Source organism: Arthrobacter sp. ISL-69 (genome assembly GCF_018613775.1).
GTDB lineage: Bacteria > Actinomycetota > Actinomycetes > Actinomycetales > Micrococcaceae > Arthrobacter.
In genome coordinates this window covers 387484-414421 of the sequence record NZ_JAGGPO010000018.1, presented here as the reverse complement: position 1 = coordinate 414421, position 26938 = coordinate 387484, and the positions used below count along the sequence as shown (strand labels likewise).

The 26938-nt window shown below is 64.2% G+C and carries 22 protein-coding genes; 4 read left to right on the top strand and 18 right to left on the bottom strand.

Features of this window, described 5'->3' with window-relative positions; translation table 11 throughout:
• Nucleotides 1–59: 59 nt before the first annotated feature.
• The 5 genes from J7I79_RS14325 to J7I79_RS14305 form a co-directional block, all read right to left on the bottom strand.
• Nucleotides 60–1775: an ABC transporter ATP-binding protein gene (locus tag J7I79_RS14325; RefSeq protein ID WP_214954165.1), complete on the bottom strand. Its 1716-nt coding sequence runs from the start codon at nt 1773–1775 to the stop codon at nt 60–62.
• 11 nt (nt 1776–1786) lie between these two features.
• On the bottom strand, nt 1787–2737 hold the full coding sequence (locus tag J7I79_RS14320) for an ABC transporter permease (protein WP_214954163.1): 951 nt from the start codon (nt 2735–2737) through the stop codon (nt 1787–1789).
• Nucleotides 2727–3656, bottom strand: coding sequence for an ABC transporter permease (locus J7I79_RS14315; RefSeq protein WP_214954161.1), 930 nt, complete (start codon nt 3654–3656; stop codon nt 2727–2729). Before J7I79_RS14315 ends, J7I79_RS14320 begins: the two co-directional genes overlap by 11 nt.
• Nucleotides 3657–3788: 132 nt before the next feature.
• A complete protein-coding gene (locus tag J7I79_RS14310) occupies nt 3789–5474 on the bottom strand; it encodes an ABC transporter substrate-binding protein (RefSeq protein ID WP_214954159.1) in 1686 nt (561 codons plus the stop codon).
• 239 nt (nt 5475–5713) lie between these two features.
• Nucleotides 5714–7549 (bottom strand): ABC transporter ATP-binding protein, encoded by a 1836-nt coding sequence (locus J7I79_RS14305; RefSeq protein WP_214954157.1) that lies wholly within the window; start codon nt 7547–7549, stop codon nt 5714–5716.
• Between the two features lie 77 nt (nt 7550–7626).
• Between J7I79_RS14305 and J7I79_RS14300 the strand changes: the two genes are divergently transcribed.
• Nucleotides 7627–8256, top strand: coding sequence for a PH domain-containing protein (locus tag J7I79_RS14300; protein WP_214954155.1), 630 nt, complete (start codon nt 7627–7629; stop codon nt 8254–8256).
• A gap of 24 nt (nt 8257–8280) precedes the next feature.
• Here J7I79_RS14300 and J7I79_RS14295 read toward each other — a convergent pair whose 3' ends face one another.
• The 4 genes from J7I79_RS14295 to ychF all read right to left on the bottom strand — a co-directional run bounded on the left by J7I79_RS14295 (nt 8281) and on the right by ychF (nt 14296).
• Nucleotides 8281–9381, bottom strand: a complete 1101-nt coding sequence (locus tag J7I79_RS14295) for an ABC transporter permease (protein WP_214954153.1) — start codon at nt 9379–9381, stop codon at nt 8281–8283.
• Nucleotides 9378–10919: an ABC transporter permease gene (locus J7I79_RS14290; RefSeq protein WP_214954151.1), complete on the bottom strand. Its 1542-nt coding sequence runs from the start codon at nt 10917–10919 to the stop codon at nt 9378–9380. Before J7I79_RS14290 ends, J7I79_RS14295 begins: the two co-directional genes overlap by 4 nt.
• A gap of 176 nt (nt 10920–11095) precedes the next feature.
• On the bottom strand, nt 11096–12874 hold the full coding sequence (locus tag J7I79_RS14285; protein ID WP_214954149.1) for an ABC transporter family substrate-binding protein: 1779 nt from the start codon (nt 12872–12874) through the stop codon (nt 11096–11098).
• 336 nt (nt 12875–13210) lie between these two features.
• Complete coding sequence (gene ychF / locus J7I79_RS14280) at nt 13211–14296, bottom strand: redox-regulated ATPase YchF (RefSeq protein ID WP_214954142.1); 1086 nt, start codon at nt 14294–14296, stop codon at nt 13211–13213.
• Between the two features lie 186 nt (nt 14297–14482).
• On the opposite strand from ychF, the gene J7I79_RS14275 reads away from it, so the two are divergent.
• The gene (locus J7I79_RS14275; RefSeq protein ID WP_214954140.1) at nt 14483–15694 is read left to right on the top strand and encodes a DNA recombination protein RmuC; all 1212 of its coding nucleotides are present in this window, start codon (nt 14483–14485) and stop codon (nt 15692–15694) included.
• 28 nt (nt 15695–15722) lie between these two features.
• On the opposite strand, the gene J7I79_RS14270 is transcribed toward J7I79_RS14275, so the two are convergent.
• Entirely contained in the window at nt 15723–16802 is a 1080-nt protein-coding gene (locus tag J7I79_RS14270) for a 4-hydroxy-3-methylbut-2-enyl diphosphate reductase (protein ID WP_104172142.1), read from the bottom strand.
• A gap of 9 nt (nt 16803–16811) precedes the next feature.
• Nucleotides 16812–17669, bottom strand: a complete 858-nt coding sequence (locus tag J7I79_RS14265) for a hypothetical protein (RefSeq protein ID WP_214954138.1) — start codon at nt 17667–17669, stop codon at nt 16812–16814.
• 196 nt (nt 17670–17865) lie between these two features.
• Here J7I79_RS14265 and xseA point away from each other — a divergent pair, with 196 nt between their 5' ends.
• Both xseA and J7I79_RS14255 read left to right on the top strand, forming a co-directional pair.
• Entirely contained in the window at nt 17866–19140 is a 1275-nt protein-coding gene (gene xseA / locus J7I79_RS14260; protein ID WP_214954323.1) for an exodeoxyribonuclease VII large subunit, read from the top strand.
• 66 nt (nt 19141–19206) lie between these two features.
• Entirely contained in the window at nt 19207–19437 is a 231-nt protein-coding gene (locus J7I79_RS14255; protein ID WP_214954136.1) for an exodeoxyribonuclease VII small subunit, read from the top strand.
• Nucleotides 19438–19502: 65 nt separating this feature from the next.
• Here J7I79_RS14255 and J7I79_RS14250 read toward each other — a convergent pair whose 3' ends face one another.
• From J7I79_RS14250 to rsgA, 7 genes are all read right to left on the bottom strand, one after another.
• Nucleotides 19503–20357, bottom strand: a complete 855-nt coding sequence (locus J7I79_RS14250; RefSeq protein WP_214954134.1) for a polyphosphate kinase 2 family protein — start codon at nt 20355–20357, stop codon at nt 19503–19505.
• A 104-nt stretch (nt 20358–20461) separates the two neighbouring features.
• The gene (locus J7I79_RS14245; protein WP_104172138.1) at nt 20462–21682 is read right to left on the bottom strand and encodes a pyridoxal phosphate-dependent aminotransferase; all 1221 of its coding nucleotides are present in this window, start codon (nt 21680–21682) and stop codon (nt 20462–20464) included.
• 146 nt (nt 21683–21828) lie between these two features.
• Nucleotides 21829–22785, bottom strand: coding sequence for an ABC transporter substrate-binding protein (locus J7I79_RS14240; RefSeq protein ID WP_214954132.1), 957 nt, complete (start codon nt 22783–22785; stop codon nt 21829–21831).
• Nucleotides 22782–23528, bottom strand: coding sequence for an ABC transporter permease (locus J7I79_RS14235; RefSeq protein WP_214954130.1), 747 nt, complete (start codon nt 23526–23528; stop codon nt 22782–22784). Before J7I79_RS14235 ends, J7I79_RS14240 begins: the two co-directional genes overlap by 4 nt.
• Nucleotides 23525–24235 (bottom strand): ABC transporter permease, encoded by a 711-nt coding sequence (locus J7I79_RS14230; RefSeq protein ID WP_214954128.1) that lies wholly within the window; start codon nt 24233–24235, stop codon nt 23525–23527. Before J7I79_RS14230 ends, J7I79_RS14235 begins: the two co-directional genes overlap by 4 nt.
• Nucleotides 24235–25335 carry an ABC transporter ATP-binding protein gene (locus J7I79_RS14225; RefSeq protein WP_285291455.1) on the bottom strand — a complete coding sequence of 367 codons (1101 nt, stop codon included), beginning with the start codon at nt 25333–25335 and terminating at the stop codon, nt 24235–24237. The genes J7I79_RS14230 and J7I79_RS14225 overlap by 1 nt, the downstream gene beginning before the upstream one ends.
• A gap of 235 nt (nt 25336–25570) precedes the next feature.
• Entirely contained in the window at nt 25571–26773 is a 1203-nt protein-coding gene (gene rsgA, locus J7I79_RS14220; RefSeq protein ID WP_396020199.1) for a ribosome small subunit-dependent GTPase A, read from the bottom strand.
• Between the last annotated feature and the right edge of the window lie 165 nt (nt 26774–26938).

Genomic DNA, 26938 nt, shown 5'->3' with positions numbered 1-26938 from the left:
GGAGCCGGTGCCCACCCCCTGCAGGGGTGGGCACCGGCTCCCTTAGTTATGCAGCTGCCTTAGGCGACTTCGGGCGGCAGCATCAGCCGCGCGCCCGGAATGGCGTGGAGCAGCGCCTTCGTGTAGTCCCGCTGCGGATCATCGAAGACGTCATCCGTTGAACCGGTCTCAACCAGCTTGCCCTTTTCCATGACGCACACGTGGTCCGCGATCTGGCGGACCACGGCGAGGTCGTGGGTAATAAACAGGTAGGTCAGGCCCAGCCGTGACTGCAGGTCGGCGAGCAGGTTCAGCACCTGTGCCTGGACCAGCACGTCGAGGGCGGAGACCGCCTCGTCGCAGATGATCACTTCCGGATCGAGTGCCAGTGCACGCGCGATGGCCACGCGCTGCCGCTGGCCGCCTGAGAGTTCGTTCGGGTACCGCTGCATGGTGGACTGCGGTAGCGCCACCTGGTCCAGGAGCTCGCGGACTTTCTTCTCGCGGCTGGCTTTGTCCCCGATCTTGTGTGTCCGCAGCGGCTCCTCGATGGTCCGGAAGATGTTGTACATCGGGTCCAGGGAGCCGTACGGATCCTGGAAGATCGGCTGTACGCGGCGGCGGAAAGCGAAGATCTCCTTGGTGTTCAGCGTGGAGGTGTCTACTCCGTCGAACACAATCTTGCCGGAGGTGGGCTTCTGCAGGTTCAGCACCATCTGGGCCACGGTGGACTTGCCGGAACCCGACTCCCCCACGATCGCCGTCGTGGTGCCACGCTTGACACTGAAGGACACGTCGTCGACGGCGGTGAAGTCGGTCGACTTCCCGAAGCCGGAGCGCAGCTTGAACACCTTGCGGAGGTTCTGGATCTGCAGCACGTCTTCGGTCATGGTCGGCTCGACGACGACCGGCTCGCCCTGAGCGAGCAGCTCGTCCGATTCGACACCGAGCTCCTTGGCTACCTGGATGCGCCGTGATGCCAGTGACGGTGCCGAGGCGACGAGGCGCTGCGTGTACGGGTGCTGCGGGTTCTGCAGCAGCTCCAGCGACGGACCCGCTTCCACCACGTTGCCCCGGTACATCACCACAACCTTGTCCGCGCGTTCCGCTGCGAGGCCCAGGTCGTGCGTGATGAGGAGCACTGACGTGCCCAGTTCCGAAGTCATCGTTTCGAGGTGGTCGAGGATCTGGCGCTGGACGGTGACGTCCAGTGCGGACGTGGGCTCGTCTGCGATGAGCAGTCGCGGCTGGCAGGACAGTCCGATGGCGATCAGCGCGCGCTGGCGCATGCCGCCGGAGAACTCGTGCGGGTACTGCTTTGCCCGGCGTTCGGCGTCGGGAAGGCCCGCCTGGGAGAGAACCTTCGCGACGTCGGCCGGTCCGCAGGGACGGCCGTTGGCGCGCAGCGTTTCCTTGACCTGGTAGCCGATCTTCCAGACCGGGTTGAGGTTGGACATCGGGTCCTGCGGGACCATGCCGATGGTGTTTCCGCGCAGCTCGATCATGCGCTTTTCCGAGGCATGGGAAATGTCCTCGCCGTCGAGCAGGATCTGCCCGCCGGAGACCCGGCCGTTGCCGGGCAGCAGGCCGATGGCGGCCAGCGCCGTCGTCGACTTTCCGGAGCCCGATTCCCCCACAATCGCGACGGTTTCACCGGGCATGATGGTCAGGTGGGCGTTCCGGACGGCCTGGACCTCGCCGGAACCGGTCTTGAAGGAAATGGCGAGGTCGCGGATTTCCAGGAGCGGCTTGTCGGCCAGCGCGGCCTCCCTGATTCTGACATCGGAAGTTGTCATGATTGCCTCGTTCATCGTTGACGGCTCTTCGGGTCGAGGGCGTCGCGCAGGGCGTCGCCGAGCATGATAAAGCTCAGGACGGTGACGGACAGCGCCATGGCGGGGTACAGAAGGATGGCCGGGTTGGTGCGGACGGACGACCTGGCGGCGGCGATGTCGTTGCCCCAGGACATGATGCTGCCGGGCAGCCCGATGCCGATGAAGGACAGCGTGGATTCCGCCACGATGAAGACGCCGAGTTCCATAGTGGCCAGGACGATGATCGGTGCGAGCGCATTCGGCAGCACGTGCCGGACCAGTGAGCCAATGCGCGAGACGCCCAGCGAGCGGGCAGCAGTGACGAAGTCGGCGTTGCGCACCTCGATCACGGCGCCTCGGGTGATGCGCGCCATCTGCGGCCAGCCCAGGGCCACGAGTATCAGGACCACTGTCCAGACGCCGCGGTTGTCACGCATGAACGGAAGCTGCGAGACCACCAGTGCACCCAGGACCAGCGGGAGGGCGAAGAAGATGTCCCCGAGACGGGCAATCACACCATCGATCCAGCCGCCGTAGAAGCCCGCGAGGGCGCCGAGGGTGACCCCGATGATAACGACGAAAAGCACGGAGAAGACGCCCACCATCAGCGACGCCTGGGTGCCGTGGATGATGCGGGAGTACACATCGCAGCCCTGGAACGTGAAGCCGAGCGGGTGCCCTGCTCCGGGAGCCCCGTCGGAGTTCGCCAGTTGGCAGTTGTTGTTGGGCTCCACCTGGGTGAACAGGCTTGGGAAGAGCGCCACAAGGATGATCAGCGCGATCATCACAGCGGAGATGATGAACAGCGGACGACGGCGGAGCTTGCGCCAGGCGTCTGCCCAGAGGCTCAGCGGTGCCTGGTCTGTTTTGAGCGAGTCCGTTGCGAGCAAAGGGGTCTCCTCCACGGGGGCAACGAAGTGCTCGATTTCGCGATTAGTTTTCATAACGGATCCTTGGATCAAGCCAGGCGTACAGCAAATCGACCAACAGGTTGGCAATGACGAAAACGAGCACCAGGACGCTGACAATCGCGACCACGGTGGGGCCCTCGCTGCGGATGACGGCCTGGAACAGCTTCTGGCCGACGCCCGGGACGTTGAAGATACTCTCCGTGACAATGGCGCCGCCCATCAGGCCGCCGAGGCTGGCGCCCAGGTAGGTGATGACCGGAATCATTGAGTTGCGCAGGATGTGGGTGACCACGACGCGCGGCCGTGACAGGCCTTTCGCGGTGGCGGTGCGAACATAGTCGGCATTCATGTTCTCGATGACCGAGGCACGCGTGAGCCGCAGGACGTAGGCGAATGAAACCAGCCCAAGCACCGTGGCAGGAAGGATCAGGTTGCCCCAGTCCGCGGTGGCGCCGACAGTCGGCTTGGCCCAGCCGAGCTGAACACCCACCAGCAGCTGCAGGACGAAGCCGAGCACAAAGGTGGGGATGGCGATGACCACCAGGGACGCGATAAGCACCGTCGCATCGAACACCTTGCCCTTGCGGAGTCCGGCGATGAGGCCGAAGGTCACGCCGAAGACAGTCTGGATAATGAGGGCTTCGACGGCCAGCATGACGGTGACGGGGAAGATCCGGCCCAGGGACGCCGCGATGGGCTGGCCGGTGAAATCGACGCCGAGGTTGAAGGTGAACAGGTTCTTGAGGAAGAGCCCGTACTGCACCCAGAACGGCTGGTCGAGGTTGTATTGCTGGCGGAGTTGCGCGATGACGGCTTCGCTGGGGGGACGGTCGCCGAACAGCGCACGGATGGGGTCCCCGGGAAGGGCGAAGACCATGAAGTAGACGAGCAGCGTGGTTCCGATGAAGACCGGAATAATCTGCAATAGGCGCCGGAGAATGTACTGGATCACAGCAACGTCTCCTGAGCGTTTGTGGGGCTAAGGGGGTTCATGTAGGACAGCTTTCGTGCCGGTTCCAAGGCTATGGGGGCCCGGCTTATGGCCGAACCCCCACTAGCTTTTGACGTGGATTTGTTCCGAGGACTACTTGGCGGTGATGGCCCAGTACTGCAAGACACCGTTCCAGCCGGAGTCAACGTTGCTGACGTTCTGGCTCCAGACGGCCTGGCGTGCCTGATACCACAAGGGCAGGTTGGGGAGATCCTGGAAGAGGATCTCCTGGGCCTGGGTGAACTTCTTATTGGCGTCATCCGTGGACTTCGCGGCCAGGCCTTCGGTGAGCAGCTTGTCGAACTCGGGGTTCGTGTAGGCCTCGTAGTTGGCGCTGGCCCCAGTCTTCAGGACAGGGCCCAGGAAGTTGAACAGCGACGGGTAGTCTGCCTGCCAGCCCGCTCGGGTCAGGCCCGGCAGATTCTTGGCGGTGCGCAGCTTCAGGATCTCGGCGAACTTGGCGAAGGGCTGGCCTTCGGCCTTGATGCCCAGGTTGTTCTTGAAGTTGTTGGCAACAGCGTCGATCCATTCCTTGTTGCCGCCGTCGGTGTTGTAGGCAAGCTGCAGGGTCTTGTCAGCCGGCCACGGGCTGATGGCATCCGCCTTCGTCCAAAGCTCCTTGGCCTTGGCGGCGTCAAACTTGAGGACATCTGAGCCGGCAACATTGTCGTCGTAGCCGTCAACAGCCGGGGACGTGAAGTCCTTCGCCGGGATGCGGGTGCCGGAGAAGATGACCTTGGTGATCTCTTCGCGGTTGATGGCCATGGAGAGGGCCTGGCGGCGGAGCTTGCCCGCTTCGCCCTGGAACTCGGGCAGGTAGCCCGGGATGTTCAGGGTGGCGTTGCCTGCATACGGCTTGTTGAGGTGGTTCTCAGGGAAGTCAGTCGTGTAGGTCTTGAGGGCATCGGTCGGCAGAACGTCCGTGACATCGAGGTTGTTGGCCTGGATGTCCGTGTAGGCCGGAGCCGGATCGGTGTAGAACTTGAAGGTCACGCCGCCGTTCTTGGCAGCACGCGGACCCTGGTAGTCGGCGTTCTTGATTAGTTCGATCTGGCTGTCGTGCTGCCAGGCGCCTTCCTCGGCCATCTTGTACGGACCGTTGCCGATCGGGTTCTCGCCGAACTTCTTCGGGTCCTTGATGGCGTCCGCGGGCAGCGGCATGAAGGCCGAGTAGCCCAGGCGCAGCGGCCAGTCGGCCTCAGGCTGTGCCAGCTTGACCGTGATGGTGGAATCGTCCTTGAGGACCAGGCCCGAGAGAGTCTGCGCGGTGGGGGCCGGGACGTCGATGTCCTTGCCGTCCGCGCCCTTCTCGGTCTTGGTGGCACTGACGGCGTCGTAGCCCTCGATGGATTCGAAGAAGCTGCTGTTGTTCTGGGCGTTGGTGCTCAGCGCGGCGAAATTCCAGGCATCAACGAAGCTCTTGGCCGTTACGGTCTCGCCGTTGGTGAACTTGCCGCCTGACTTCACCTTGATGGTGTAGTTCTGGCCGTCCGCGGATTCGATGGACTCGGCCAGCGCGTTGACCGACTTGCCGCTGGGGTCGTAGCTGCGCAGGCCCTCGAACAGGAGCTCAACCACGCGGCCACCGTAGACTTCGCTGGTGTCGGCGGGCATGAGGGGGTGCTGCGGTTCATTGCTGTACGCGGTGATGACCTTGTTGGGGTCGCCGGCAGCCTGGCTGCCACCGTCAGTGGCGCCGCCTGCGGCGCCGCATCCGGTCAGGGCCAGGGCTGCGATGGCAACCATGCCCAGTGCTTTGGAAGTGCGCGAAAAACGCATTCCGCCTCCTATGAGTTGTGGGAGTTGAGTGGGGAAAATTGTGTTTTCCCTGCAGGCCCAGGCACAGAGGTGTCCTGTGACGTGGCATACATAAGTGAGTAGCCTAACCCCAACATGTCCAGATAATGGAACCCTGTTGCCAAACCGTGACCGGGTCACAATTTGACCATTCGAGTCAACTCGGGCGTATTTCAAGTCACATGTTACTCACTGGTATGCTGCCCGTGACGAGACGAACGCTACTCCACTCCACTCGCCAGCAACTGTGCCCGCAACTCCCTGCGCTCACGCTGTTTTTCGGGGTCCGGCAGGGGCACCGCAGCAAGGAGGCGCTGCGTGTAGGGCTCCTGCGGGTTGCGCAGGATCTGGTCCCGGGAGCCCTGCTCCACGATCCTGCCCCGCTGCATCACGCAAATCCGGTCGGCCAGCACGTCGACCACTGCCAGGTCGTGTGTCACGAACAGGCAGGCAAAGCCGAGGTCCTTCTGGAGGTTCTGGAACAGTTCAAGCACTTTTGCCTGCACGGACACGTCCAGTGCCGACGTCGGTTCGTCCGCCACCATCAGCTTCGGTTTGAGCGACAGTGCCCGCGCGATGCCCACGCGCTGCTTCTGCCCGCCGGACAGCTCATGCGGGTAGCGGTTGCGGTAACTCCTCGGGAGCTCAACCTGGTCAAGTAGGGCCTCGATCCGTTTCTGCAGCCCGCTTCCCTTGGCCTCCCCGGCAAGGAACATGGGTTCGCCGATGCTCTCGCCGATCGGAAGGCGGGGATTCAACGACGACGACGGGTCCTGGAACACCATGCCGATGTGGCGCCGGACCTGGTGCAGCTGCTTCCCGTTCTTTTTGGCGGCGGAAATGTCCTGGCCCACCACCCGCATGGTGCCGGCTGCGACAGGAAGCAGCCCCACGGCGGCCCTGCCGATGGTGGTCTTGCCCGAGCCTGATTCGCCCACGAGACCCACAACTTGGCCGGGGTAGATCACGAGGTTTGCACCCTCCACGGCCCTGAAGGCCGGTACGCGGCCCTGCTTGGGGTATTCGATGGCTACATCCGTGAGTTCCAGGACCGGTTCGCCCTGGGGCCGTTCCGCGGCTGCGGCAGCCAGCGCCGCAGCGTTCTCACGCTCGCGGCGGACCAGGTCGTCGTGGTCCACTGACTCCAGTTCAGCGTGCGTGACGGCAGCCAGCGCGGCTGTGACGTCCACTTCGGCGCCCTGGTCCGCACCGCCCTGGCCGAGGTGCGGCACTGCTGCCAACAGTGCCTGGGTGTATTCATGCCGGGGGTTGCGGAAGACCTGCTCGGCCGTTCCCGTTTCAACAATCAGCCCCCGCCGCATGACGGCGATCCGGTCTGCCAGGTCCGCCACCACGCCCATGTCATGGGTGATGAGCACAATGGCGCTGTCCAGCTTGTTCCGCAGGTTGCGCATGAGATCCAGGATCTCGGCCTGGACGGTGACGTCCAGGGCCGTGGTGGGCTCATCGGCAATCAGCAGTTTGGGGTCACAGGACAGCGACTGCGCGATCATGGCCCGTTGCCGCTGGCCGCCCGAGAGCTGGTGGGGGTAGGACTTGAACGCCTTTTCCGGGTCCGGCAGTTCCACGAGTTCCAGCATCCGCAGGGCACGTTCCCTGGCCTGGTCCGGTGAAACTTCATTGTGGAGCCGCACCGTCTCAACAATCTGCGCCCCGACCGTGTACACAGGGTTGAGGGCGGTCATGGGCTCCTGGAAGATCACGGCCACATCCTTGCCGCGGACCTCCCGGATGTTGGCGGCATTGGCGCCGAGGAGCTCCTTGCCCGAGAGGCGGACGCTGCCGGATACCCGGCTGTTGCTGGGCAGGAGACCCAGCAGGGCCATGGAACTGGCGCTCTTGCCGGAGCCGGACTCCCCCACGATGGCAAGGACTTCCCCGGCACGAACCTCATAATTCAGGCCGATGGCGGCGGGCACCCATTTTTTGTCCACGCCGAAGTCGACGCTGAGATCGCGGACCTCGAGGACTACCGCTCCCTTGACGGGCTCCTGCACCGGGGCGGTGTCCTGGTTCGGGGTGATGTTGTCAGTCATGACGGGTTCCCTTCCGCCCAAGCCACGCCAGCACCGGAGATTAGTGCTGTGGCCTGGAATCCTGAATTATTGGGGGCATGAGCAGTGTGCCGCACGCCGGAAATGTTGAAGTCTTCAAAGCCCGCACGAACAAATGGTTCGCCTGGCTTTCCTGGCTGGTCGCCGCCGTCGGCCTTGTTGTCACTGCGGCGGCCGGCGGGCCGGCAGCGCTGCTGGGTACGGGCCCGCTGCTGCTGATCGGTTTTCTCGGCTGGCTGCTGTTCTGGATGCCCTCCGTGGTGGTGCACGACGGCGGCATCACCTTGGAGAATCCGTTCCGCTCCATAGACGTCCCGTGGGCCGCCCTGGTGAACGTCGATACCCGGTACGCCCTGACGCTGGTCACACCGGCCAGGAGCTACGCCTCCTGGGCTGCCCCTGCGCCGGGCATCTGGGGTGGCCGGAACGCCCGCCCTGAGGATCTCAAGGGCCTTCCTTCCGCGACCTACGGACCCGGACAGTCCGTTCGCCCGGGTGACCTGAAAACAACTGACTCCGGCCAGGCAGCCCGGCTGGTTCGCAGCCGTTGGGAAGAGCTGGTCGAAGCCGGCACCCTGGACGCCGGAAATGCCGAGACCACGGCTGTCAGCGTGACATTTCGCTGGACGGCGATCGCCACCACCGTGGTGCTCCTTGCCGCCAGCTACTGGGGGGTCGCAGTTCCGTAGGGCGGATGCCCGGACAGCCCGCATTCAGTCGCCCGCAGTCCCGTCGGCCGCCGCAGCGCGTGCCTTCCCGGGCTCGGCAGCGGGCTTCACATCCGTGGCTTTCTTGGCGTTGAATTTCTTCTGCCGCGGATCGAACGCGTCCCGCAGGCCATCGCCGATGAAGTTGATGCTGAGGCAAATCAGCACAATGAAAATACCCGGGAACCAGAACAGCCACGGGCGGGTGGCAAATGCCTCCTGGTTTTGCGAAATGAGCAGGCCCAAGGAGGTGTCGGGTGCCTTCACACCGACACCGAGGTAGCTCAGGGCCGTTTCCAACAGAATGGCCGCCGACATTGTCAGGGTGACATTAACGATCAGGACGCCGATTGCATTGGGCAGGATGTGTTTGAAAATGATCCTGGCATTGCTGGCTCCCGAAATGCGTGCCGCATCCACGAACTCCCGTTCGCGCAGGGTGAGGAATTCTCCGCGCATCAGGCGCGCGAGGCCCACCCAGCTGACAAGGCCGAGGAAGATTCCAAGGATCAGGATGCCATTGGTGGACGCGAAGCCGGAAAACCAGCCGCCCTGGTCCCTGCGGTTGACGGACTGGGCCACCACCGCGGCGAGCAGCAGCACGGGGATGATGATGATGACGTCGGTGATGCGCATCAGCACGGCTTCCACCCAGCCGCGGAAGTACCCGGACAGTCCGCCAATGACGGTGCCCAGCAGTCCCGCGATGGCGCCGATCAGGATCATGATGATGATCGACTGTTGCGCTCCGCGCATGGTCATCGCGAAGAGGTCACGGCCGATCCGGTCCTGCCCGAACGGGTGTTCGCCCCAGGCAGGCGGCCAAAGCGAAGCGGTCGGAACACCGTCGTTGACGAGCGGGGAGACATCAAGGTGGTCGTACTTCCACCAGCCCGGAATCCCGGCCCAGCCCACTGAGCTGAAGGCCATGATGAAAATGACCGCGAAAATGAACAGTCCGGCTATTGCCCCGCTGTGGCCCAGGAACCGCTTGCGGACAATCTGCCCCTGGCTCAGGCCCTTCGCCTCCGGCTCAAAGGAAGCTCCCGGCGGCCGGGGGTGCGAGTGCTCGGCGAGGAACTCTTCCTGCTGGGTTGGCTGGCTCATGCCTTAATCCTTACGCGGGGATCGAGTGCGGAATACGCAAGGTCTGCTATCAGGTTGAACACCATCGCGGTCACAGCCACGCAGACGAAAACGCCCATCACGGGGTTCGGATCGATGTGCACGATTCCGTCCAGGAACAGGAACCCCATGCCCCGGACGGAGAACACTGTCTCCGTAATGACGGCGCCGCCGATGAGGGCGCCGATATCGAAGGCAACGATCGTCGCGATGGGGATCAGTGCGTTGCGGAACGCGTGTCCCATCACCACGGACCGTTCGGAAAGACCCTTGGCGCGCGCGGTCCTGATGTAGTCCATATTCATGATTTCCAGCATGGAAGAGCGCGTAAACCGTGTGTAACTGGCGAGCGAAACCAGGATCAGGGCCAGCGTCGGCAGGATCAGGTGCGTGAAGGTATCCAGCGTCAGGATCCAGAAATCGCCCTGGATGTTGGGCGTGCCGGCACCGATGGTGGCGATGGGCCGGCCCCTGACCCGGCTGTTGCTGAAGTAGCTGGGCCAGGCCTGCATGAAGCGGTCCAGAATGACGAGACCGCCGACCAGGAAGGCCGTGATTCCGGCGGCGCGCATCGACCGGCCACGGTCGTAGCCGCCCATCAGGTAGCCGGTCGCCACTCCGACACCGATCGTGGCGAGGCCCAGCAGCACGATCATGAGTGCAGTCGCCTGGTTCAGCAGTGGTTGCACGGCAAAGTACGCAACCACACCTAGTGCCACCACGATGAGCGATGCCTGCAGCGCCTTCCGGTTCTTGAGTCCGGCGACCAGGAGGGTCACGGCGAAGGCGAGCCCAACCCCGGCAATGGCGATGAGCACGGGGCCAAGGCCCGGATTGCGGAACCACTGGACCACGGAGAAGTAGACGAGGACGAGGCTGGTTGCGAGGAAAACGATGCCGCCTGAAACCAGCCGGCGGCGGGCCGCTCCGCCCACGGCCACGGCCACGATCAGGCCCGTGACGGCACCTATCCCCAGTGCCACGGGCAGCGGGATTTCGGGATTTCGGAGGAAGTCGTTAAAGCCGATGGCGCCGTATTCCTTCAGCAGCACGGCAACCCAGAAGATGGGCAGGGAGAAGAACAGGAACGCCATGAAGGTAACGCCGTAGTCGAGCGCGCTGTACTGCCGGAGCGCCGTGATGATTCCAAGGGCGATGCCGATCAGGATTGCCAGTACGGTGGCGCCGGTGACCAGCGTGAGAGTCTGCACCAGGGCGAAGCCGAGGGCTTCGGTAATGGGCTGACCTGCGATGTTCTTGCCCAGGTCGCACGAGTTGCCGAAGGGAACCAGGCACTGGGCTGCTCCCCCAAGCCACTTGAAGTAGCGGAGCGGGGCAGGTGTATCAAGATCCAGGAGCGCGCTACGGGCGTCGATGAGCTGTTGTTTGTTGGGGGCGCTGCTGGCGCGGAATTCCTCAAGCGGATCCCCTGACGACGCTGTCAGGAGGTACACGAGGAATGAAGCCCCGAGAAGTATCAGTGCGGCCGTGATCAGCCGCCGGACGATGTACGTCACCATGGTGCAAAGCCTCTATATCCGGGCCGGGATCGTACCGGACCCATCGCAGAATCAGGCCGGCTTTCCGAATGAGGTGGGCGGAAGGCCGGCAGAATGCCGGTGGCGGCGAAGGCGCCGGGACGCTACTGCTTTTGTCCCGGCGCCTTCACCTGTAGTTCGCTCGCTGAGCGGGGGCTTTACTTCTCTGCCCACTCCCAGAAGTTCCACCAGACACCGGTCTGGTTCGGCATGAACTTCACACCGGTGATGCGGTCGCTGTAGGCGTCCACACCGACGGACTGGAAGAGCGGAAGACCGTAAGCGGAATCCCAGATCTTCTTGTCGATCTCCTTGCTGAGGTCATCCTGCTTGGCGCGGTCCGTCGTGACGATCAGCTCGTCCATCAGCTTGTCGGCATCAGGATCAGAGAAGACGTTGAAGTTCGAACCGTTGCCGCTGCGGAAGATCTGCGGTACGCCGGAAACGCCGACGCCCGGGTTGATCCAGCCGAAGATGGTGGCGTCGTAGCTGCCGTCCCCCAGGGCCTTGCCCCAGTCGGACTTGCCCAGGCCGCCGTCGACGATCTTGAAGCCGGCCTTAGTGGCCGACTCGCGGATCAGCGAGAAGGCGTCCACGCGGTTGGGGTTGTCCTTGTTGTACATGATGCGGATCTCGGGGGTCTTGCCGGCCAGCAGGGCCTTGGCGCCGTCAATGTCCACGTCCTGGTAAGCCGAGGAACCGTTGTTCTTGGCGGAATCCGCGTAAGCGGCCTGGGCCGGCACGAAGAGCTGCGAGTCCAGCGGCTTGGCCTCAGGATCGAGCTTCTTCACGATCTTGTCGACGATGTCCTTGCGCGGGACAGTCTTCATGAACGCCTCGCGGACGCTCTTCTCGGCCAGCGGACCCGAGTAGTTCAGGTCGATGTGGTCGTAGGAAAGCTGGTTGCCCTGCTCCACGGTGACGCCCTGGCTTTCGAGTGCCTTCAGCTGCTCGATGGTGTCTGCCGAGGCCTGCGGAGCGATGATGTCAGCTTCGCCGTTCTTGAGCGCCTGCACCTGCGCCGGAGCGGAACCGATGTATCGGACTGTGATTTCGTCCAGGCTCGCGTCCGGTCCCCAGTTGTAGTCCTTGTTGCGGACCATGGTCAGCGACTGGTCCTGGGTGACGCTCTTGACGATGTACGGACCGTTGGAAAGGAAGAGGCTGGGATCCGACGGCAGGGTCTTGGTGTCGAAACCGGTGTTCCAGAAGTCGGCCATGGCCTTCAGCTTCTCGTCGGCCGGCTTGGGGGCTTTCGCGTCACCCTTCGGCTTGGCCTTCAGGTAGTCCACGAGCGCCTTGGCGTCGGTAAGCCCGGCTTTTTTGGCCATAACGTGCGCAGCGATGTCGATGCCGGGACCGCCGAGGATGGTTTCCCAGTCAGCGAACGGCTTGGAGTACTTGATGGTCATGGACCGGTTGTCGTCGCCGAGTTCAGGGAAATCGGTGAGCTTGAGGCCGGTGGGGTCACCGGCGTAGGAGAAGTACTGCGTGCCCGTCTTCGCCTCTGAGTCGGCGTCGTCGTAGTAGCCGGAGAACGCTGCCCACTGCAGCAGGAGGTCGGCTGCCGTGACCGGGGTTCCGTCGGACCACTTCACGCCCTCGTTGACGGTGTACTTGACCGTCAGCGGGTCATCGGAAGTCTTTTCCATCTTGCCGAACTTCTCGTTGCGGACAACGTTCAGCTGATTGTCGATGTAGTAGAAACCCGAGTGGGTGGCATAGCTGATCTTCGAGTTGATGTCAGTGTTGCCGTCGGCAGTGTTCGGGTTGAACGTGTTGAAAGCGTTCACCTCGACCACCGTGGCTGAGCCACCCTGTTTGCCGGCAGTAGCGCTGGACGGGGTTGTCCCGCCGCTGTTGCCGGCGCAGGCGCTGAGAGCAAGCGCGGCAGCTGCCGCGACGCCTACCGCTTTGGAAATACGACCGAAGCGCATTCCGCCTCCTATGTTTCTGTGGTTTGAAAAGACCGCCGCTGTAGGCGCCGGCCAGACCGCCCATTCCCCCAGTGAGAATGTGGCTGGCCTCACATGAGCAGTAGCCTAAACCCGAAAGGTGCGCCTGTGGGACCAAAGTTGCCCATGAGTAAAGGTTGTTACCGAGCTGCAACAATGGGCCAGCTGTGCCACTTTAAATCGTTGGAGAACCTTGATGCGCAAAAGGCCGGGCGGGAACGGGGCCAATCACAGCAAAAGCCCCGATCCAAGGGAATCGGGGCTTTTGCTGTTAATGCTCAATCACTGACCTGTGGCTGTGCCTTGCGGCGCTGCCTGCTACACGTTGAAGCGGAACTCCACGACGTCGCCGTCGGACATGACGTATTCCTTGCCTTCGATGCGGACCTTGCCGCGGGCCTTCGCCTCGGCCATGGAGCCGGCCTCGATGAGGTCGTCGAAGGAGACAACTTCGGCCTTGATGAAGCCGCGCTGGAAGTCGGAGTGGATCACGCCGGCGGCCTGCGGTGCGGTGTCGCCCTGGTGGATGGTCCAGGCGCGCGTTTCCTTGGGCCCTGCCGTCAGGTAGGTCTGCAGTCCCAGGGTGTGGAAGCCGACGCGGGCCAGCTGGTCGAGGCCGGATTCGTCCTGGCCGTTCATCTCCAGCATTTCGCGGGCCTCTTCCTCATCCAGCTCGACGAGGTCGGACTCGAGCTTGGCGTCGAGGAAGATGGCGTCCGCCGGGGCAACCATGGCACGGAGTTCGTCCTGCTTCTCCGGACTGCCCAGAATGCCTTCGTCCGCGTTGAAGACGTAGATGAAGGGCTTGGCGGTCAGGAGGCTGAGCTCCTTGAGGTGCTCCATCTCCAGTTTGTCGCTCTTGACCGAGGCGAAAATGGTGTCGCCACGCTCCAGCACAGCCTGGGCCGCCTTGATGGCAGCCAGCTCGGCAGCTTCCCGCTTCTTGATCTTGACTTCTTTTTCGATCCGGGGCATCGCATTTTCGATGGTCTGAAGGTCGGCCAGGATCAGCTCGGTGTTGATGGTCTCCATATCCGAGCTGGGATCCACCTTGCCGTCGACGTGGATCACGTCGGGGTCGTCGAACACACGGACAACCTGGGCGATGGCCTCGGCCTCGCGGATGTTGGCGAGGAACTTGTTGCCCAGGCCTTCGCCTTCCGACGCACCTTTCACGATCCCGGCGATGTCCACGAAGGACACCGGGGCGGGCAGCAGACGCTGGGATCCAAAGATGGCCGCCAGCTTCGCCAGGCGGGGATCCGGCAGGTTCACGACGCCGACATTCGGCTCGATGGTGGCGAACGGATAGTTCGCGGCCAGCACCTGATTGCGGGTCAGTGCGTTGAAAAGGGTTGATTTGCCGACGTTGGGCAGTCCGACGATGCCAATAGTAAGAGCCACGAGCATTGATTCTACCGGTAATCGGTCCGGAACCCTGCGGCCGCCCGTTCCTGGTCACCGGAGCTGTTCGCCAGCGGCAGGCGCGGGTCTGCAGCATGCGGGCAGTGCGGGTCGGCAGCGTGCGGGCCCCGCGGCCGCGCGTGCGCCTGCGCTAAAAATGTCAGGGGCCCGTGCCAAAGTGAACCCATGGACGCTTTTGCACTGATACTTGCCCTACTGATGCTGATACTCGGAGCCTTGATCGGCGCCGCCTTCACCTACGTGGTGTTCCGGCGGCGGAACGTTGCCCTGGAACAGGATTTCGACGGCGTCTCGGCCCGTCTTTCGGAGGTCAGCGCCCAGTTCGCGGCAGCCGACGCCGAACGGCGCCTTTTGTCGGCACAGAACAGGGAGCTCGGCGAGTCACGCAACCAGGACGGCAGCGTCCTCCGCGCCCTGGCTCCCGTGGCGGAGAAGCTTACGGCGGTCCAGCAGCAGGTGTCCCTGCTGGAACGTGACCGGCTGGAGCAGTACGGACAGCTCGCACAGCAACTGCAGGAAGCCCGCCTCTCCGACGAACAGCTCCTTCGCTCAACCCATGCCCTCGAGTCCGCCCTGCGGTCCAACAGCGCCCGCGGCCAGTGGGGTGAAGTCCAGCTGCGGCGTGTGGTGGAAGCAGCCGGCATGCTCCGCCACGTGGATTTCCATGAGCAGCACCACAGCGCCGCGGCGGGGAACGCCCTGCGGCCCGACCTCGTGGTCCAGCTCCCGGGCGAGAAGCAGCTTGTGGTCGACGCCAAGGTGCCGCTGGCGTCCTACCTTGAAGCCCAGGACCTGGGGCCTTCCTCGGGACAGCAACAGCACGGGCACGGGCTCAACGGACAAAGTGCGCTGCTGGCAGCACACGCAAAGGCATTGAAATCCCATGTGGACGCCCTGAGCAACAAGAAGTACTGGGATATCCCGGGCAATTCACCCGAACTCGTGATCTGCTTCCTGCCTGCGGAATCCATCCTGGCCGCCGCCCTGGCAGCTGATCCCGGTCTCCTGGACTATGCCCTGAACAAGAACGTGGTGCTCGCTTCCCCCGGCACCCTGCTGGCCGTACTGAAGTCGGTGGCGTTCACCTGGCGCCAGGACGTGCTGACGGACAGTGCCCGGGAGCTGTTTGAGCTGGCCCGGCAGCTCTACGAGCGCATGGGAACACTCGGCGACAACGTGACCAAGCTGGGGTCTTCCCTCAAGACCTCCGTTGACCGCTACAACTCGATGGTCGGGACGCTCGAAGCACGCGTCCTGCCCACGGCCCGAAAGCTCAACGCCCTCGAAGCCGAGGGGCTGACCACGCCGCCCGCCATCGAAGTGACCACGCGCTCAGTGGCCGCCCCCGAACTCCAGTCGGAGGAATCAGCCGCGTAGTCGCGCCAGGGACAGAACCCCGGAGGGGTCAGGCCCGCGCCTTGTTTCCGCCCAGGGCGCGGGTCACGTCTCCGGATTTCTTCAGCGTCGCCCGCAGCTCCTTGGGCAGGGAGAAGAGAAGGTCTTCCTCCGCTGTGACCACTTCCTCCACGGCGCCGTAGCCGTAGTCCGCGAGGAGCCGCAGCACGTCCTTGACCAGCACTTCCGGAACGGATGCACCAGAGGTGACCCCAACAGTGGCGACACCTTCGAACCAGGCCTCGTCCACTTCGTTGGCGAAGTCAACGCGGTAGGAGGCTTTTGCACCGTATTCCAGGGCAACCTCCACAAGGCGGACGGAGTTGGAGGAGTTGGCGGAGCCCACCACGATGACCAGGTCGGCCTGCGGGGAAATCTTCTTGATGGCCACCTGGCGGTTGGTGGTGGCGTAGCAGATGTCGTCGCTGGGCGGATCCTGCAGCGTCGGGAAACGCTCTTTCAGCAGCCGGACCGTTTCCATCGTTTCGTCCACGCTCAGCGTGGTCTGCGAAAGCCAGATGACCTTTTCCGGGTCCCGGACCGTCACTTTATCTACCTCGTGCGGGCCGTTGATGATCTGGATGTGCTCGGGGGCTTCACCGGCCGTCCCCTCAACTTCCTCGTGGCCGTCGTGGCCGATCAGGAGGATGTCGAAGTCGTCCTTGGCAAAGCGGACAGCTTCCCGGTGCACCTTGGTCACCAGGGGGCATGTGGCGTCAATGGTGCGAAGGCCACGGTCCTCGGCCGACTGCACTACCGCGGGCGACACGCCGTGGGCCGAAAAAATCACCAGGGCGCCTTCGGGGACCTCGTCGGTCTCGTCAACGAAGATGGCACCCTTTTCCTCGAGGGAGCTGACCACGTGAACGTTGTGGACGATCTGTTTGCGGACGTAGACCGGCGGACCGTAGTGTTCCAGCGCCTTCTCAACGGCGATAACGGCCCGGTCCACTCCGGCACAGTAGCCGCGGGGAGCCGCGAGCAGGACCTTTTTGGGGCCTGACACCGGAGCCGCTGCCAGTACGTCCTCAGGCGAACGGCGCCTCCGCGGAATGGAAGGCATGGGGATGGAGACAGCTGAGGTGGTCATTGTTCAATGCTACCGGGAACGCAGGGCACGGCCTGCGCCGGCAACAACGCGGAAAATGACGCCGGCCACGACGAGGACGGCCCCGGCGATGAGCGTTGCCAGGATCCACTGCCCGAACCGGTCGGAGGACGCGGCGACGAATTCGCTTTTGAAGATGTCCGCCACCTCATTCCCGCTGGCTGTTCCGGCAACCGCGAGGCCAACTGCATCTGCGCCCAGTTTCCAGACCGCCGCCAGCACCAGCCCTCCGGCCCCCGCCCCCACCAGCACGGTCCAGCGCCGGCGTGCGGCAATCAGGCCAAGCAGCAACGCGATTGCCGCTCCCGCGGCCAACGCATAACCCATGGGCGCGTAGGCCGACACCTGGTCCACGAGTTGCCGCTGGCTTGGCTGCCCAATGTCGATCAGCGTCTGTTCCGGCGCCTCCACCGGCACTTTGGTTACGTCCGAAATCTGCTGGGTCAGCAGGCCCACCAGGGGTGCCACATCCAGGGTGAGGGTCGTGGACGGCTCGGCCTCCGACGGGGCGGTTCCGGAAGCCGTGAAGTTGAGGCGGTGGCTCTTCCTCAGCGTTTCCTCCCACGCCGCGGGGTAGCCGGGAAGCGTTGTCAGGGATTTGGCGGCTGAATCCAGGATCGGCTGCACCAGTTCCGCGAACGGTTCAGGAATCTGGCCGGTCGGATCGATGCTGCCAACCGCGGCGGATGCCAGCCTTTGTTGGAAGACAGAGTCCTTGCCCAGCGGAGCGGCGAGGGAGACAAAACCGTCCTCCTGCACAATGTTCCGGTCCACCCAGATGGCGGGAACGGCGACGGCGGCCAGCAGCAGTCCAAGGATGACGGCGGCAGCTGAGACAAAAGTGCGCAAGGGATTCCTAGGTTTGGTTGGCGGTACTGCCATCCTAGGGGTGCCGGCGGGGAAGCAAAAATGTCGGCGGACAGTGGTAGAGCTATGGATAGAGTTGATTCGGTTTGATGCCATTCCGTTTTGATGCACTGCCACCCGCAAAGGATTCCCATGCCCAAGGCTCCCACCCCGTCACGGTTCGCCCGTGGCTGACAACATGCCCGCGGCAACCACGGTTCCTGCGACGGCTGCCGAAACCAGCCCGGACAACCCTTGGCCCTTGCAGCTTCTGTCCCAAAAACTCAAAGCCCACATCGACCGGACCCCCTCGGCATGGGTCGAAGGCCAGGTCATCGAGCTGAACCGCCGCGGCGGCAGTGCCTTCATGACGCTCCGGGATGTTGACGCCGAAACCTCCCTACCGGCGTCCATCTGGTCGAATGTCCTGGACCGCCAGGAGGTTCCCCTGGAGCGGGGCTCCAGGGTGGTGGCACTCCTGAAGGCAGAGTTCTGGCTCAAGACCGGACGCATCAACATGTCGGTGAAGGACATCCGGCCGGTAGGGCTCGGAGACCTGCTGGCGCGGATCGAGCGGCTCCGCCACGCGCTTTCCATGGAAGGCCTTTTTGCGGATTCCCGGAAGAAACGTCTGCCGCTCCTCCCCCACCGGATCGGACTCATCACCGGACGCGACTCCGATGCCAAAAAGGACGTGCTTCGCAACGCCGCGCTCCGGTGGCCAGCCGTCGAATTCGACGTCCGGGAAGTGGCAGTGCAGGGAAATACCGCTGTGTCCCAGATCATTGGCGCGCTGCGCGAACTCGATGCGGATCCCCACGTTGACGTCATCGTCATCGCCCGCGGCGGCGGCGCTTTGGAGGACCTGCTCCCCTTCAGCAACGAGGACCTGATCAGGGCAGTGTCCGGCGCGTCCACACCCGTGGTCAGCGCGATTGGGCACGAGGCGGACCGGCCCATCCTCGACGACGTCGCCGACCTCCGGGCCTCCACGCCCACGGATGCCGCAAAGAGGATCGTTCCCGACGTCGCGGAAGAACTCACCAGGGTTCGGCAGGCCCGCGACCAGCTCAGGCGCGGTGTTACGCGGCTGGTGGAACGTGAATCCGACCGGATGGCCTCCCTGCATTCGAGGCCTGTCCTCGCTTCGCCGGAAGTCATGGTCAGCTCCAGGGCCGAAGACGTTGCACGACTCAGCAGCCGCTCACGCGCCGCCATCAGCACCGCAGTACTGAGGGCCGCCGACCAGGTCGTCCACCTCCGCAACCAGGTGCGCTCCCTCTCACCGCAGCAAACGCTGGACCGCGGCTACGCCGTGGTGCAGGTGGCCGGCGCAGACCAGGCAGCGGATACCCGGAAGGCCGTCGTGCGGCACCCGTCGCAGGCACCGGAGGGCTCCGAGCTTTTCGTACGGGTTGCAGGCGGCAGTTTTTCGGCCCGGTCCTCCGGCGGCCAACAGATTTCCGACAACTGAATCAGCGCGGTGCCGGACAAACACCGGAACCGCCCAGTCCACTTACCACCAGCAGGGAGAAGCACATTGGCAGCAGAACAGAAACCGAACGCGGACATCGAAGGGCTGAGCTACGAGGAGGCCCGCGAACAGCTCGTGGGCGTGGTAGGCAAGCTCGAAGCCGGGGGCGCCAGCCTTGAGGACTCACTCGCGTTGTGGGAGAGGGGCGAAGCGTTGGCCAAGCGCTGCGAGGAATGGCTCGAAGGCGCCCGCAAGCGGCTGGCTGCGGCCAGGAACCAGGCCGGGCCGGAGTCTTAATCCGCCCCAGGCCGGAGTCTTAGTCCGCCCCGGGCCTTAGGCCGCCCGGGTCCCGGGCCGCCCGATCAGGACCTTTCCACCATGCTACGTTCCAAAGCAACGTCGAACTCGGCGGCGGGCCAATCCAGATGGAGGTCTTCCATGGCGTGTAGCAGCAGCTGCTGCACGGCGATGCGCGCGTACCATTTCTTGTTTGCCGGGACCACATGCCAGGGCGCCACCTCAGTGTGCGTCTTGTCAAAGGCCACCTGGTATGCGGCCATGTAGTCGTCCCAGAAAGCTCGCTCCTTCAAGTCGCCGCTGCCGTACTTCCAGTGCTTCGAGGGATCATCCAGCCGCGCGAGCAGCCGGGCCTTCTGTTCATCCCGGCTGATGTTCAGCATCACCTTGACGATCCGCGTACCGGAGGCCGCCAGCCTGGCTTCAAATTCGTTGATCGCGGTGTAGCGCCGCTCCAACTCTTCCGGGGATGCCCAGCCGCGGACCCGGTGGATGAGTACATCCTCGTAGTGGGACCGGTCGAAGACACCCACCATCCCGGCCGCGGGGACTTCCTTCTCAATCCGCCAGAGGAAGTCGTAGCTTTTTTCCTCGTCGGTGGGCGCCTTGAACGCCTTGAGCTGCACACCCTGCGGGTCCATGGCACCCACGACGTGGGCCACGATGCCGCCTTTGCCCGCGGTGTCCATGGCCTGGAGGATCAGCAGGATGCGCTTGCTGCCGCCAAACTTGGCTTCGGCGAACAGCTTCTCCTGAAGCGTGGCGAGTTTGCCGTCGAGTTCGGAAAGAAGGGCTTGCCCGTCCGCTTTGCCGCCCGGATATCCCGGTGTGGAATCAGCGTCCACATCCGCGAGCTTGAATCCGTCACCCGCTGAGAGGGTCCCTGCGGGCGATTTTTTGAACGTTTCGATGCCTGCCATGAGTAGCCTTCCGCCGATGTGCCACCAGTCCGGAGCACCGCCTCAGGCGGTTCCCTCCGGCTGCCGCCGCCCGGGATCCACCGGGCGGCGTTGCTGCCATCAGGCTAGTTCCCTTGGTACCGGCTCAGGAAGTCCCCCATGCGGCCAATTGCCTCTTCGATGTCCTTAACGTTGGGCAGGGTGACCATCCGGAAGTGGTCCGGCCGGACCCAGTTGAAGGCGCGTCCGTGGGAAACGAGGATCTTCTGGTCGCGGAGGAGGTCCAGGACGAACTTTTCGTCGTCGCGGATGTGAAAGACCTCGGGGTCCAGCTTGGGGAACAGGTACAGTGCTCCCCTAGCCTGCTGTGTGCTAACGCCGGGGATGGCGTTGAGCAGGTCGTAGGCCTTGTTCCGCTGTTCCAGCAGGCGCCCGCCGGGCAGGATCAGGTCGTTGATGCTCTGGTATCCACCCAAAGCCGTCTGGATGGCATGCTGCGCCGGCACGTTGGCGCAGAGGCGCATGTTGGCCAGCAGGCTGATGCCTTCGAGGTAGTCGGCGGCGTCCTTCTTCGGCCCGGAAATCGCCATCCAGCCCGCCCGGTAGCCGCACACCCGATACGCCTTGGACAGTCCGCTGAAGGTCAGGCACAGGACGTCGTCGCCGGTGAGGCCGGCAAGGTTCACGTGAACGGCGTCCTCGTACAGGATCTTCTCGTAGATTTCATCCGCGAAAAGCACCAGCCCGTGCTTTTCGGCCAGGGCCACGATCTTCTTGAGCGTCTCTTCGGGATACACCGCACCGGTGGGGTTGTTCGGGTTGATTACCACGATTCCCTTGGTGCGCGGGGTGATCTTGGATTCGAGGTCCTCCAGGTCCGGCTGCCAGCCTGACTCCTCATCGCAGAGGTAGTGCACCGGCCGGCCGCTTGCGAGGGCCACGGAGGCGGTCCACAGCGGATAGTCCGGCGTGGGGATAAGGACCTCGTCGCCGTCGTCGAGGAGCGCCATGAGCGACATGGTGATGAGTTCACTGACGCCGTTGCCGAGGTAGATGTCATCCACGTGGATGTTCTGGATCCCGCGGGTCTGGTAGTACTGCGACACGGCGGTCCGGGCGGAAAATATGCCGCGGGAATCACTGTAGCCCTGGGCATGCGGCAGGTGGCGGATCATGTCCACCAAAATGGCGTCCGGCGCTTCAAAACCAAACGGGGCCGGGTTTCCGATGTTCAGTTTGAGGATGCGGTGACCCTCTGCCTCCATCTGCTGGGCGGCCTGAAGAATTGGTCCACGGATGTCGTAGAGGACATTGTGAAGCTTGGTGGACTGCTTGAATTCTGCCATCCATCAAATATGCCATATGGCGGATGTACTTCAGCTGAGACTTGACTCACACGGGAGCGGCGTGGTGCCGCTTCGGCCAGCAGCCCAGGAAAACGACGACGGCGCCCGCCGGACCGTGAAGTCCGGAAGGCGCCGTCGGGCTTCGGCTACTTAACCAGCCCCTTGTCCTTGAGCCAGGCCGCTGCTGCGTCCTTCGGGTTTTGCTTCTGCGTGCCGCTGACGGCGCGGTTGAGGTCGATCAGGTCTTCCGTGGTGAGGATCTTGGACACGGAGTTGAGCGCTTCCTTGGCCTTGTCCGTCATCTTGGCCTTGTTGTACAGCGGCAGGACCTGCTGGGCGATGAAGTTGTTCTTGGGGTCCTCCAGGACCACCAGGTCATTGTCGGCGATGGCGGGCGTCGTGGTGTAGATGTCCGCGACCTGCACCTGATCCTCGAGCAGCGCCTTCACGGTGATGGGGCCGCCGCCGTCGCTGAACGGTTCCAGCTTCTTGGGCTCGCAGCTGTAGTTCTTCTTCAGGCCGGGCAGGCCGTACGCGCGCTCGGCGAAGGTAGCCGGGGCGCCGACCACCAGCTCGTTGCAGACCTTGGCGAGGTCTTCGATGGACTTGAGCTGGTACTTCTCGGCCGTCGCCTTGGTCACCACCATGGCGTCCTTGTCCTCGGCCTTGGAAGCCTCCAGCACGGCCAGTCCCTCGGGCAGCTTGGCCGGGAGCGCCTTGTAGATGTCGTCCGCCGACACCTCGGTGGCTTCCTTGTCCACATGCAGCAGGAGGTTGCCGCTGTAGTCGGGGATGACGTCCACGGACCCGTCCTGTACAGCCTTGAAGTACACCTCGCGGGACCCGATGTTGGGCTTGGTGCTTGCAGTCACGCCGGCCGCGTTCAGGGCACCCGCGTAGACCTCTGCAATGATCTGGCTTTCCGGGAAGTCGGCGGAACCGATCACCAGCGCCGAACCTGATCCCGAGCCGCCCGTGGCGGGCGCGCTTCCCAGGGGGTCCGACCCTCCGCCGCACGCTGACAGCGTCAGGGCAAGCCCGACGCCGGCGGCCAGACCGCCGAATGCGCGCCGGCCCAGGACTCTAGAGTGGGTTTCCTTCATGACGTACCTCCTTGAAGAACAGGCTCCGCGGACACGGGGTCTGTGAGATCAACCGGTGCCTGCTGGCTCCGGTCTGGCGTGGCAGAAACTCTCCTGGACAGGAACAGCCTCTGGAAAACGGCGAGAATCAGGTCAACGGCAATGGCCAGGCCGGCTATCAGGAGCGAACCGCCCAGCATTTGCGGAAAATCGGACAACACCAGGCCGTCGAAAAGATACCGGCCCAGCCCGCCCAGATTGATATACGCAACTACCGAAACGGTGGCGATCACCTGCAGCACGCCGGTCCGGAATCCGCCGAACATCACCGTCAGGGCATTGGGGACTTCCGCCCGGAACAGCACCTGCAGTTCAGTCATGCCCATGGCGCGGGCGGCGTCCACCACGTTCCGGTCCACGCTGGCAATCCCCGCATAGGTGCCTGCGAGCAGCGGGGGCACCGTGAGAATCACGAGGGCCCAGATCGGAGGCATCAGTCCGATGCCGGCCAGGAGGACGAAGAGAGTCAGCAGGCCAAGGGTGGGCAATGCCCGCAGCGCTCCGGCCAACGCAACAACCGCCACCCGGCCGCGGCCGGTGTGGCCGACATAGAGGCCGATTGGGACGGCGATGGCCGTGGCGATCAGCATCACATGGCCTGTGTACTGGAGGTGCTCTGCCAGCCGGAAGGGAATTCCCGTGCTACCGGCCCAGTTCAGGGGGTCCCCCAGCCAGGCGAAGGTATCCGTAAAGACATTGCTCATGTGGAGGCACCGCCTGCCCGGACATCGGACAACCGCTCCGCCGCCGAGGCGAGACCGGCCTTGTCCGTTCTTGCTGCGGCCCTGGTCCACGGCGTCAGGAGCCGTTCCAGGAGCACGAGCACCGCATCCATCACCAGTGCCAGAACCAGAATGGCGATGATCCCGACCACCACCTCGGTAATGAAGCCCCGTTGGAGGCCGGAGGTGAACAGCATCCCCAGGTTCCCGATGCCCAGCAGGGCGGCCACGCTCACCAGCGAGATGTTGCTGACCGACACCACACGCAACCCGGCGAACAGCACCGGCAGGGACAGCGGAAGATCGATCTGGACGAAACGCGCACCGGGCTTGAAGCCCATGGCAACGGCGGCCTGGCGAAGGTCGTCATCCACCGAGTCGAAAGCGTCGAGGGCGGCCCGCACCAGGAGGGCCACCGCGTAAATCGTGAGTGCCACAATCACGTTGACCGGGTCCAGGACCCTGGTCCCCAGGATTGAGGGAAGGATGATGAACAAGGCGAGGGACGGCACCGTATATAGCAGGGACGTCGCCGTGACCACCACAGAGCGCAGGGTCCTGTTTCGCCGGGCGAACTGGGCGAGCGGAATCGAGAGCAGCAAACCAAAGACCATGGGCAGGATGGCCAGCACCAGGTGCTGGCCGGCGAGTTCGAACACCCGCCCGCTGTTGGCCAGGAACCATTCCATCAGAGGGCACCCTGCCGGACCAGCCGGGCCGATTCAATGACCGCCAGCACCTCATCCGCTTTGAGGACCCCGGCAAGCCGGCCGTCTGCGTCCACGGCAACGCCCAGCCCCGAGGGCGAGGAGAGCGCCGCGTCCAGGGCCCGGCGGAGGGTTTCCCCTTTCCGGAAGAGCGATCCGCCGGGGATGAGCGCTGGTCCCGCGCCCGGGCTGGTCCAGCCCAGCGGGCGGGAATCCGCGTCCACCACGAGCAGCCAGTCGTCCGTGGCAGAACCTGCCGCGACGGCCGCCAGGTCACTATGGCTGACGGTGGGGACCTCGTGGAGGGTGACGGCGTCGGACGGGCTGAACGCGAGGTGGCGGAACCCCCGGTCCTTGCCCACGAAGGACGCTACGAAGTCGTTGGCCGGTGCGCGCAGGATTTCCTCCGGCGTAGCGTACTGCGCCAGCTTGCCGCCGGTGGCGAAGACGGCGACCTTGTCCCCCAGGACCGTGGCTTCGTCGATGTCATGGGTGACGAAAACGATGGTCTTGGCCAGGTCCCGCTGCAGCCTGAGCAACTCCTGCTGCAGTTCGTCGCGAACGACCGGATCCACGGCGCTGAAGGGTTCGTCCATCAGCAGTACGGGCGGATCTGCGGCGAGGGCGCGCGCCACGCCCACGCGCTGCTGCTGGCCGCCGGACAGCTGGGAGGGGTAGCGCTTGCCGAGCACCGAAGCGAGCCCGACGACGTCGAGCAGTTCCTGGGCGCGCTGGCGTGCCTCCGCTTTGGAGACCCCGTTCAGCCGCGGGACGGTGGCGATGTTGTCCAGCACCGAACGGTGCGGCATCAGTCCCGAGGACTGCATGACATACCCCATGGACCGGCGCAGCTGCGCCGCGGGCACGGACGTCACGTCCTTGCCGTCCACAGTGATGGTGCCGGAAGTGGGCTCCACCATGCGGTTGATCATCCGCAGGGAAGTGGTCTTCCCGCATCCGGACGGACCAACAAAAACCGTGATGAAGCCTTTGTCGATGGACATGGTCAGGTTGTCAACGGCCGGCTGCCCGCCCTGGTACTGCTTGGTGACGCTCTGGAATTCGATCATGGCTTCAGCCATTTCCCGGCTTACCTTACTGTTGGCGGCAACATCGGACGGACAAGCCAGAAGATCATAAGCTCACTGATTTTCGGCTGTAAAGCAGGTATTACACAGCGTAACCAGCGGCCCCGCCAAAGTCAGCGGTGCCGCGGTCACCGTAAGCATTCGGTGACCTGCGCCTTTTGGATGGGTGGCGGTGCCGGACGTGTCATCCTGAGCAGTCCGGCACCGCTGCGCCCTCCCCGGTGGCACGTCACCTGCGCTTGCGTTTTCCCCGCTTTCCGTCCCCGCCGGCGCGGTCAGCGGCCGCTTCCTGGCCGTACCGCTCGGCCGCCCGCTGGCTCTTGCCGGCCACCACCACCTTTTGGTGCCATTCCCGCTGGTAGGCCCTCCGGGCTGCCGCGTCATGCCGGCGGTTCAGGGCCGCAAGCTCACGTTGGAGCTTGAGATAGCTCTCCCACCGGCGCATTTCCAGTGTCCCGTCGGCGAGCGCGCCCTGGATAGCGCAGCCGGGTTCCCGGTCGTGCGCACAGTCGGCGAAGCGGCACTGGCCGAACAGCTCCTCCTCCAGGAAGCCGAACATCTCCCCCATCCCGTCGTCCGCGTCGAAGAGCCCGAACCCGCGCACTCCGGGGGTGTCCATGAGCACGGCTCCCCCGGGCAGCGGAACGAGCTCCCGGGACGTGGTGGTGTGCCTGCCCTTGCCGTCGCCCGCCCGGACCGGCCCGACCTCCTGCACGCGGTGCCCCACGAGGGCGTTGATCAGCGTGGACTTCCCGGCGCCGGAGGGCCCCAGCAGGACAAGCGTCGCGCCGGCCGGGACGTGTCCGAGCAGTTCATCAAGGCCATCGCCATGTTCCGCCGACGTGGTGACCACATCCACGCCGGCGGCCTGCAGGATGACCTTTCCGACGACGTCGTCCGCGATATCGGCAAGATCGGCCTTGGTGATGATCACCAGCGGAGTGGCCCCCGAGTCCCACGCCGCCACGAGCGTCCGCTCCAGACGGTTGTGGGTCAGCGGGCGGTCCACCGGGACCACGACCCCGACTACATCCACGTTGGCGCCCAGGACCTGGGCTTCCGAGGACGCCTCAAAGGCCCGCTTGCGGCTCAGCGCCGATTGCCGGGGCAACACGCTGATGACTGCGGGTTCCCCTACGGCGTTGGCACCGAGCCAGACCCAGTCCCCGGTGGCGGGAACCTCGCCGTGGCTCGGATAGGGCAGATGCCAGTGCTCCTCCGCCCCCGCGACCAGGACCCTGTTCCGGTCGACGCGGACCACCCGACCGGGGCTACGGCCGCCCGGCACGGGATGGGCCTCAAACAGCGCTGCCGTTGAGGTGGTGAAGCCGAACTGCACGGGACCTGCCAACGCAGGATGCCCGTGAGGCGAAGTTGAATTGTTGGTTGCTGAAAAATCTGCGGTCATCACGTGACCGGATGTTGTATTCAATGGAGAACCTCTGGTGAGGCCCCGTTGCATGGACTCCGCTGTTTGAGCCGGCCAGTGCGATTTCTGCGCGGCGATTCAGGCCCGGTGATTCAGGTGGATGCGGGTCAGGACATGCGATGGTCCGGGGCAGGATTAATGACTTTGCTGAGGCGCTTGGCGCGCAGG

Excerpts from the sequence above, each read along its gene's own strand:
- J7I79_RS14325 (WP_214954165.1), bottom strand. The coding sequence starts at position 1,775 with ATGACAACTTCCGATGTCAGAATCAGGGAGGCCGCGCTGGCCGACAAG.
- J7I79_RS14320 (WP_214954163.1), bottom strand. The coding sequence starts at position 2,737 with ATGAAAACTAATCGCGAAATCGAGCACTTCGTTGCCCCCGTGGAGGAG.
- J7I79_RS14310 (WP_214954159.1), bottom strand. The coding sequence starts at position 5,474 with ATGCGTTTTTCGCGCACTTCCAAAGCACTGGGCATGGTTGCCATCGCA.
- J7I79_RS14305 (WP_214954157.1), bottom strand. The coding sequence starts at position 7,549 with ATGACTGACAACATCACCCCGAACCAGGACACCGCCCCGGTGCAGGAG.
- J7I79_RS14300 (WP_214954155.1), top strand. The coding sequence starts at position 7,627 with ATGAGCAGTGTGCCGCACGCCGGAAATGTTGAAGTCTTCAAAGCCCGC.
- J7I79_RS14295 (WP_214954153.1), bottom strand. The coding sequence starts at position 9,381 with ATGAGCCAGCCAACCCAGCAGGAAGAGTTCCTCGCCGAGCACTCGCAC.
- J7I79_RS14290 (WP_214954151.1), bottom strand. The coding sequence starts at position 10,919 with ATGGTGACGTACATCGTCCGGCGGCTGATCACGGCCGCACTGATACTT.
- J7I79_RS14285 (WP_214954149.1), bottom strand. The coding sequence starts at position 12,874 with ATGCGCTTCGGTCGTATTTCCAAAGCGGTAGGCGTCGCGGCAGCTGCC.
- J7I79_RS14275 (WP_214954140.1), top strand. The coding sequence starts at position 14,483 with ATGGACGCTTTTGCACTGATACTTGCCCTACTGATGCTGATACTCGGA.
- J7I79_RS14270 (WP_104172142.1), bottom strand. The coding sequence starts at position 16,802 with ATGACCACCTCAGCTGTCTCCATCCCCATGCCTTCCATTCCGCGGAGG.
- xseA (WP_214954323.1), top strand. The coding sequence starts at position 17,866 with ATGCCCGCGGCAACCACGGTTCCTGCGACGGCTGCCGAAACCAGCCCG.
- J7I79_RS14250 (WP_214954134.1), bottom strand. The coding sequence starts at position 20,357 with ATGGCAGGCATCGAAACGTTCAAAAAATCGCCCGCAGGGACCCTCTCA.
- J7I79_RS14245 (WP_104172138.1), bottom strand. The coding sequence starts at position 21,682 with ATGGCAGAATTCAAGCAGTCCACCAAGCTTCACAATGTCCTCTACGAC.
- J7I79_RS14240 (WP_214954132.1), bottom strand. The coding sequence starts at position 22,785 with ATGAAGGAAACCCACTCTAGAGTCCTGGGCCGGCGCGCATTCGGCGGT.
- J7I79_RS14235 (WP_214954130.1), bottom strand. The coding sequence starts at position 23,528 with ATGAGCAATGTCTTTACGGATACCTTCGCCTGGCTGGGGGACCCCCTG.
- J7I79_RS14230 (WP_214954128.1), bottom strand. The coding sequence starts at position 24,235 with ATGGAATGGTTCCTGGCCAACAGCGGGCGGGTGTTCGAACTCGCCGGC.
- J7I79_RS14225 (WP_285291455.1), bottom strand. The coding sequence starts at position 25,335 with ATGGCTGAAGCCATGATCGAATTCCAGAGCGTCACCAAGCAGTACCAG.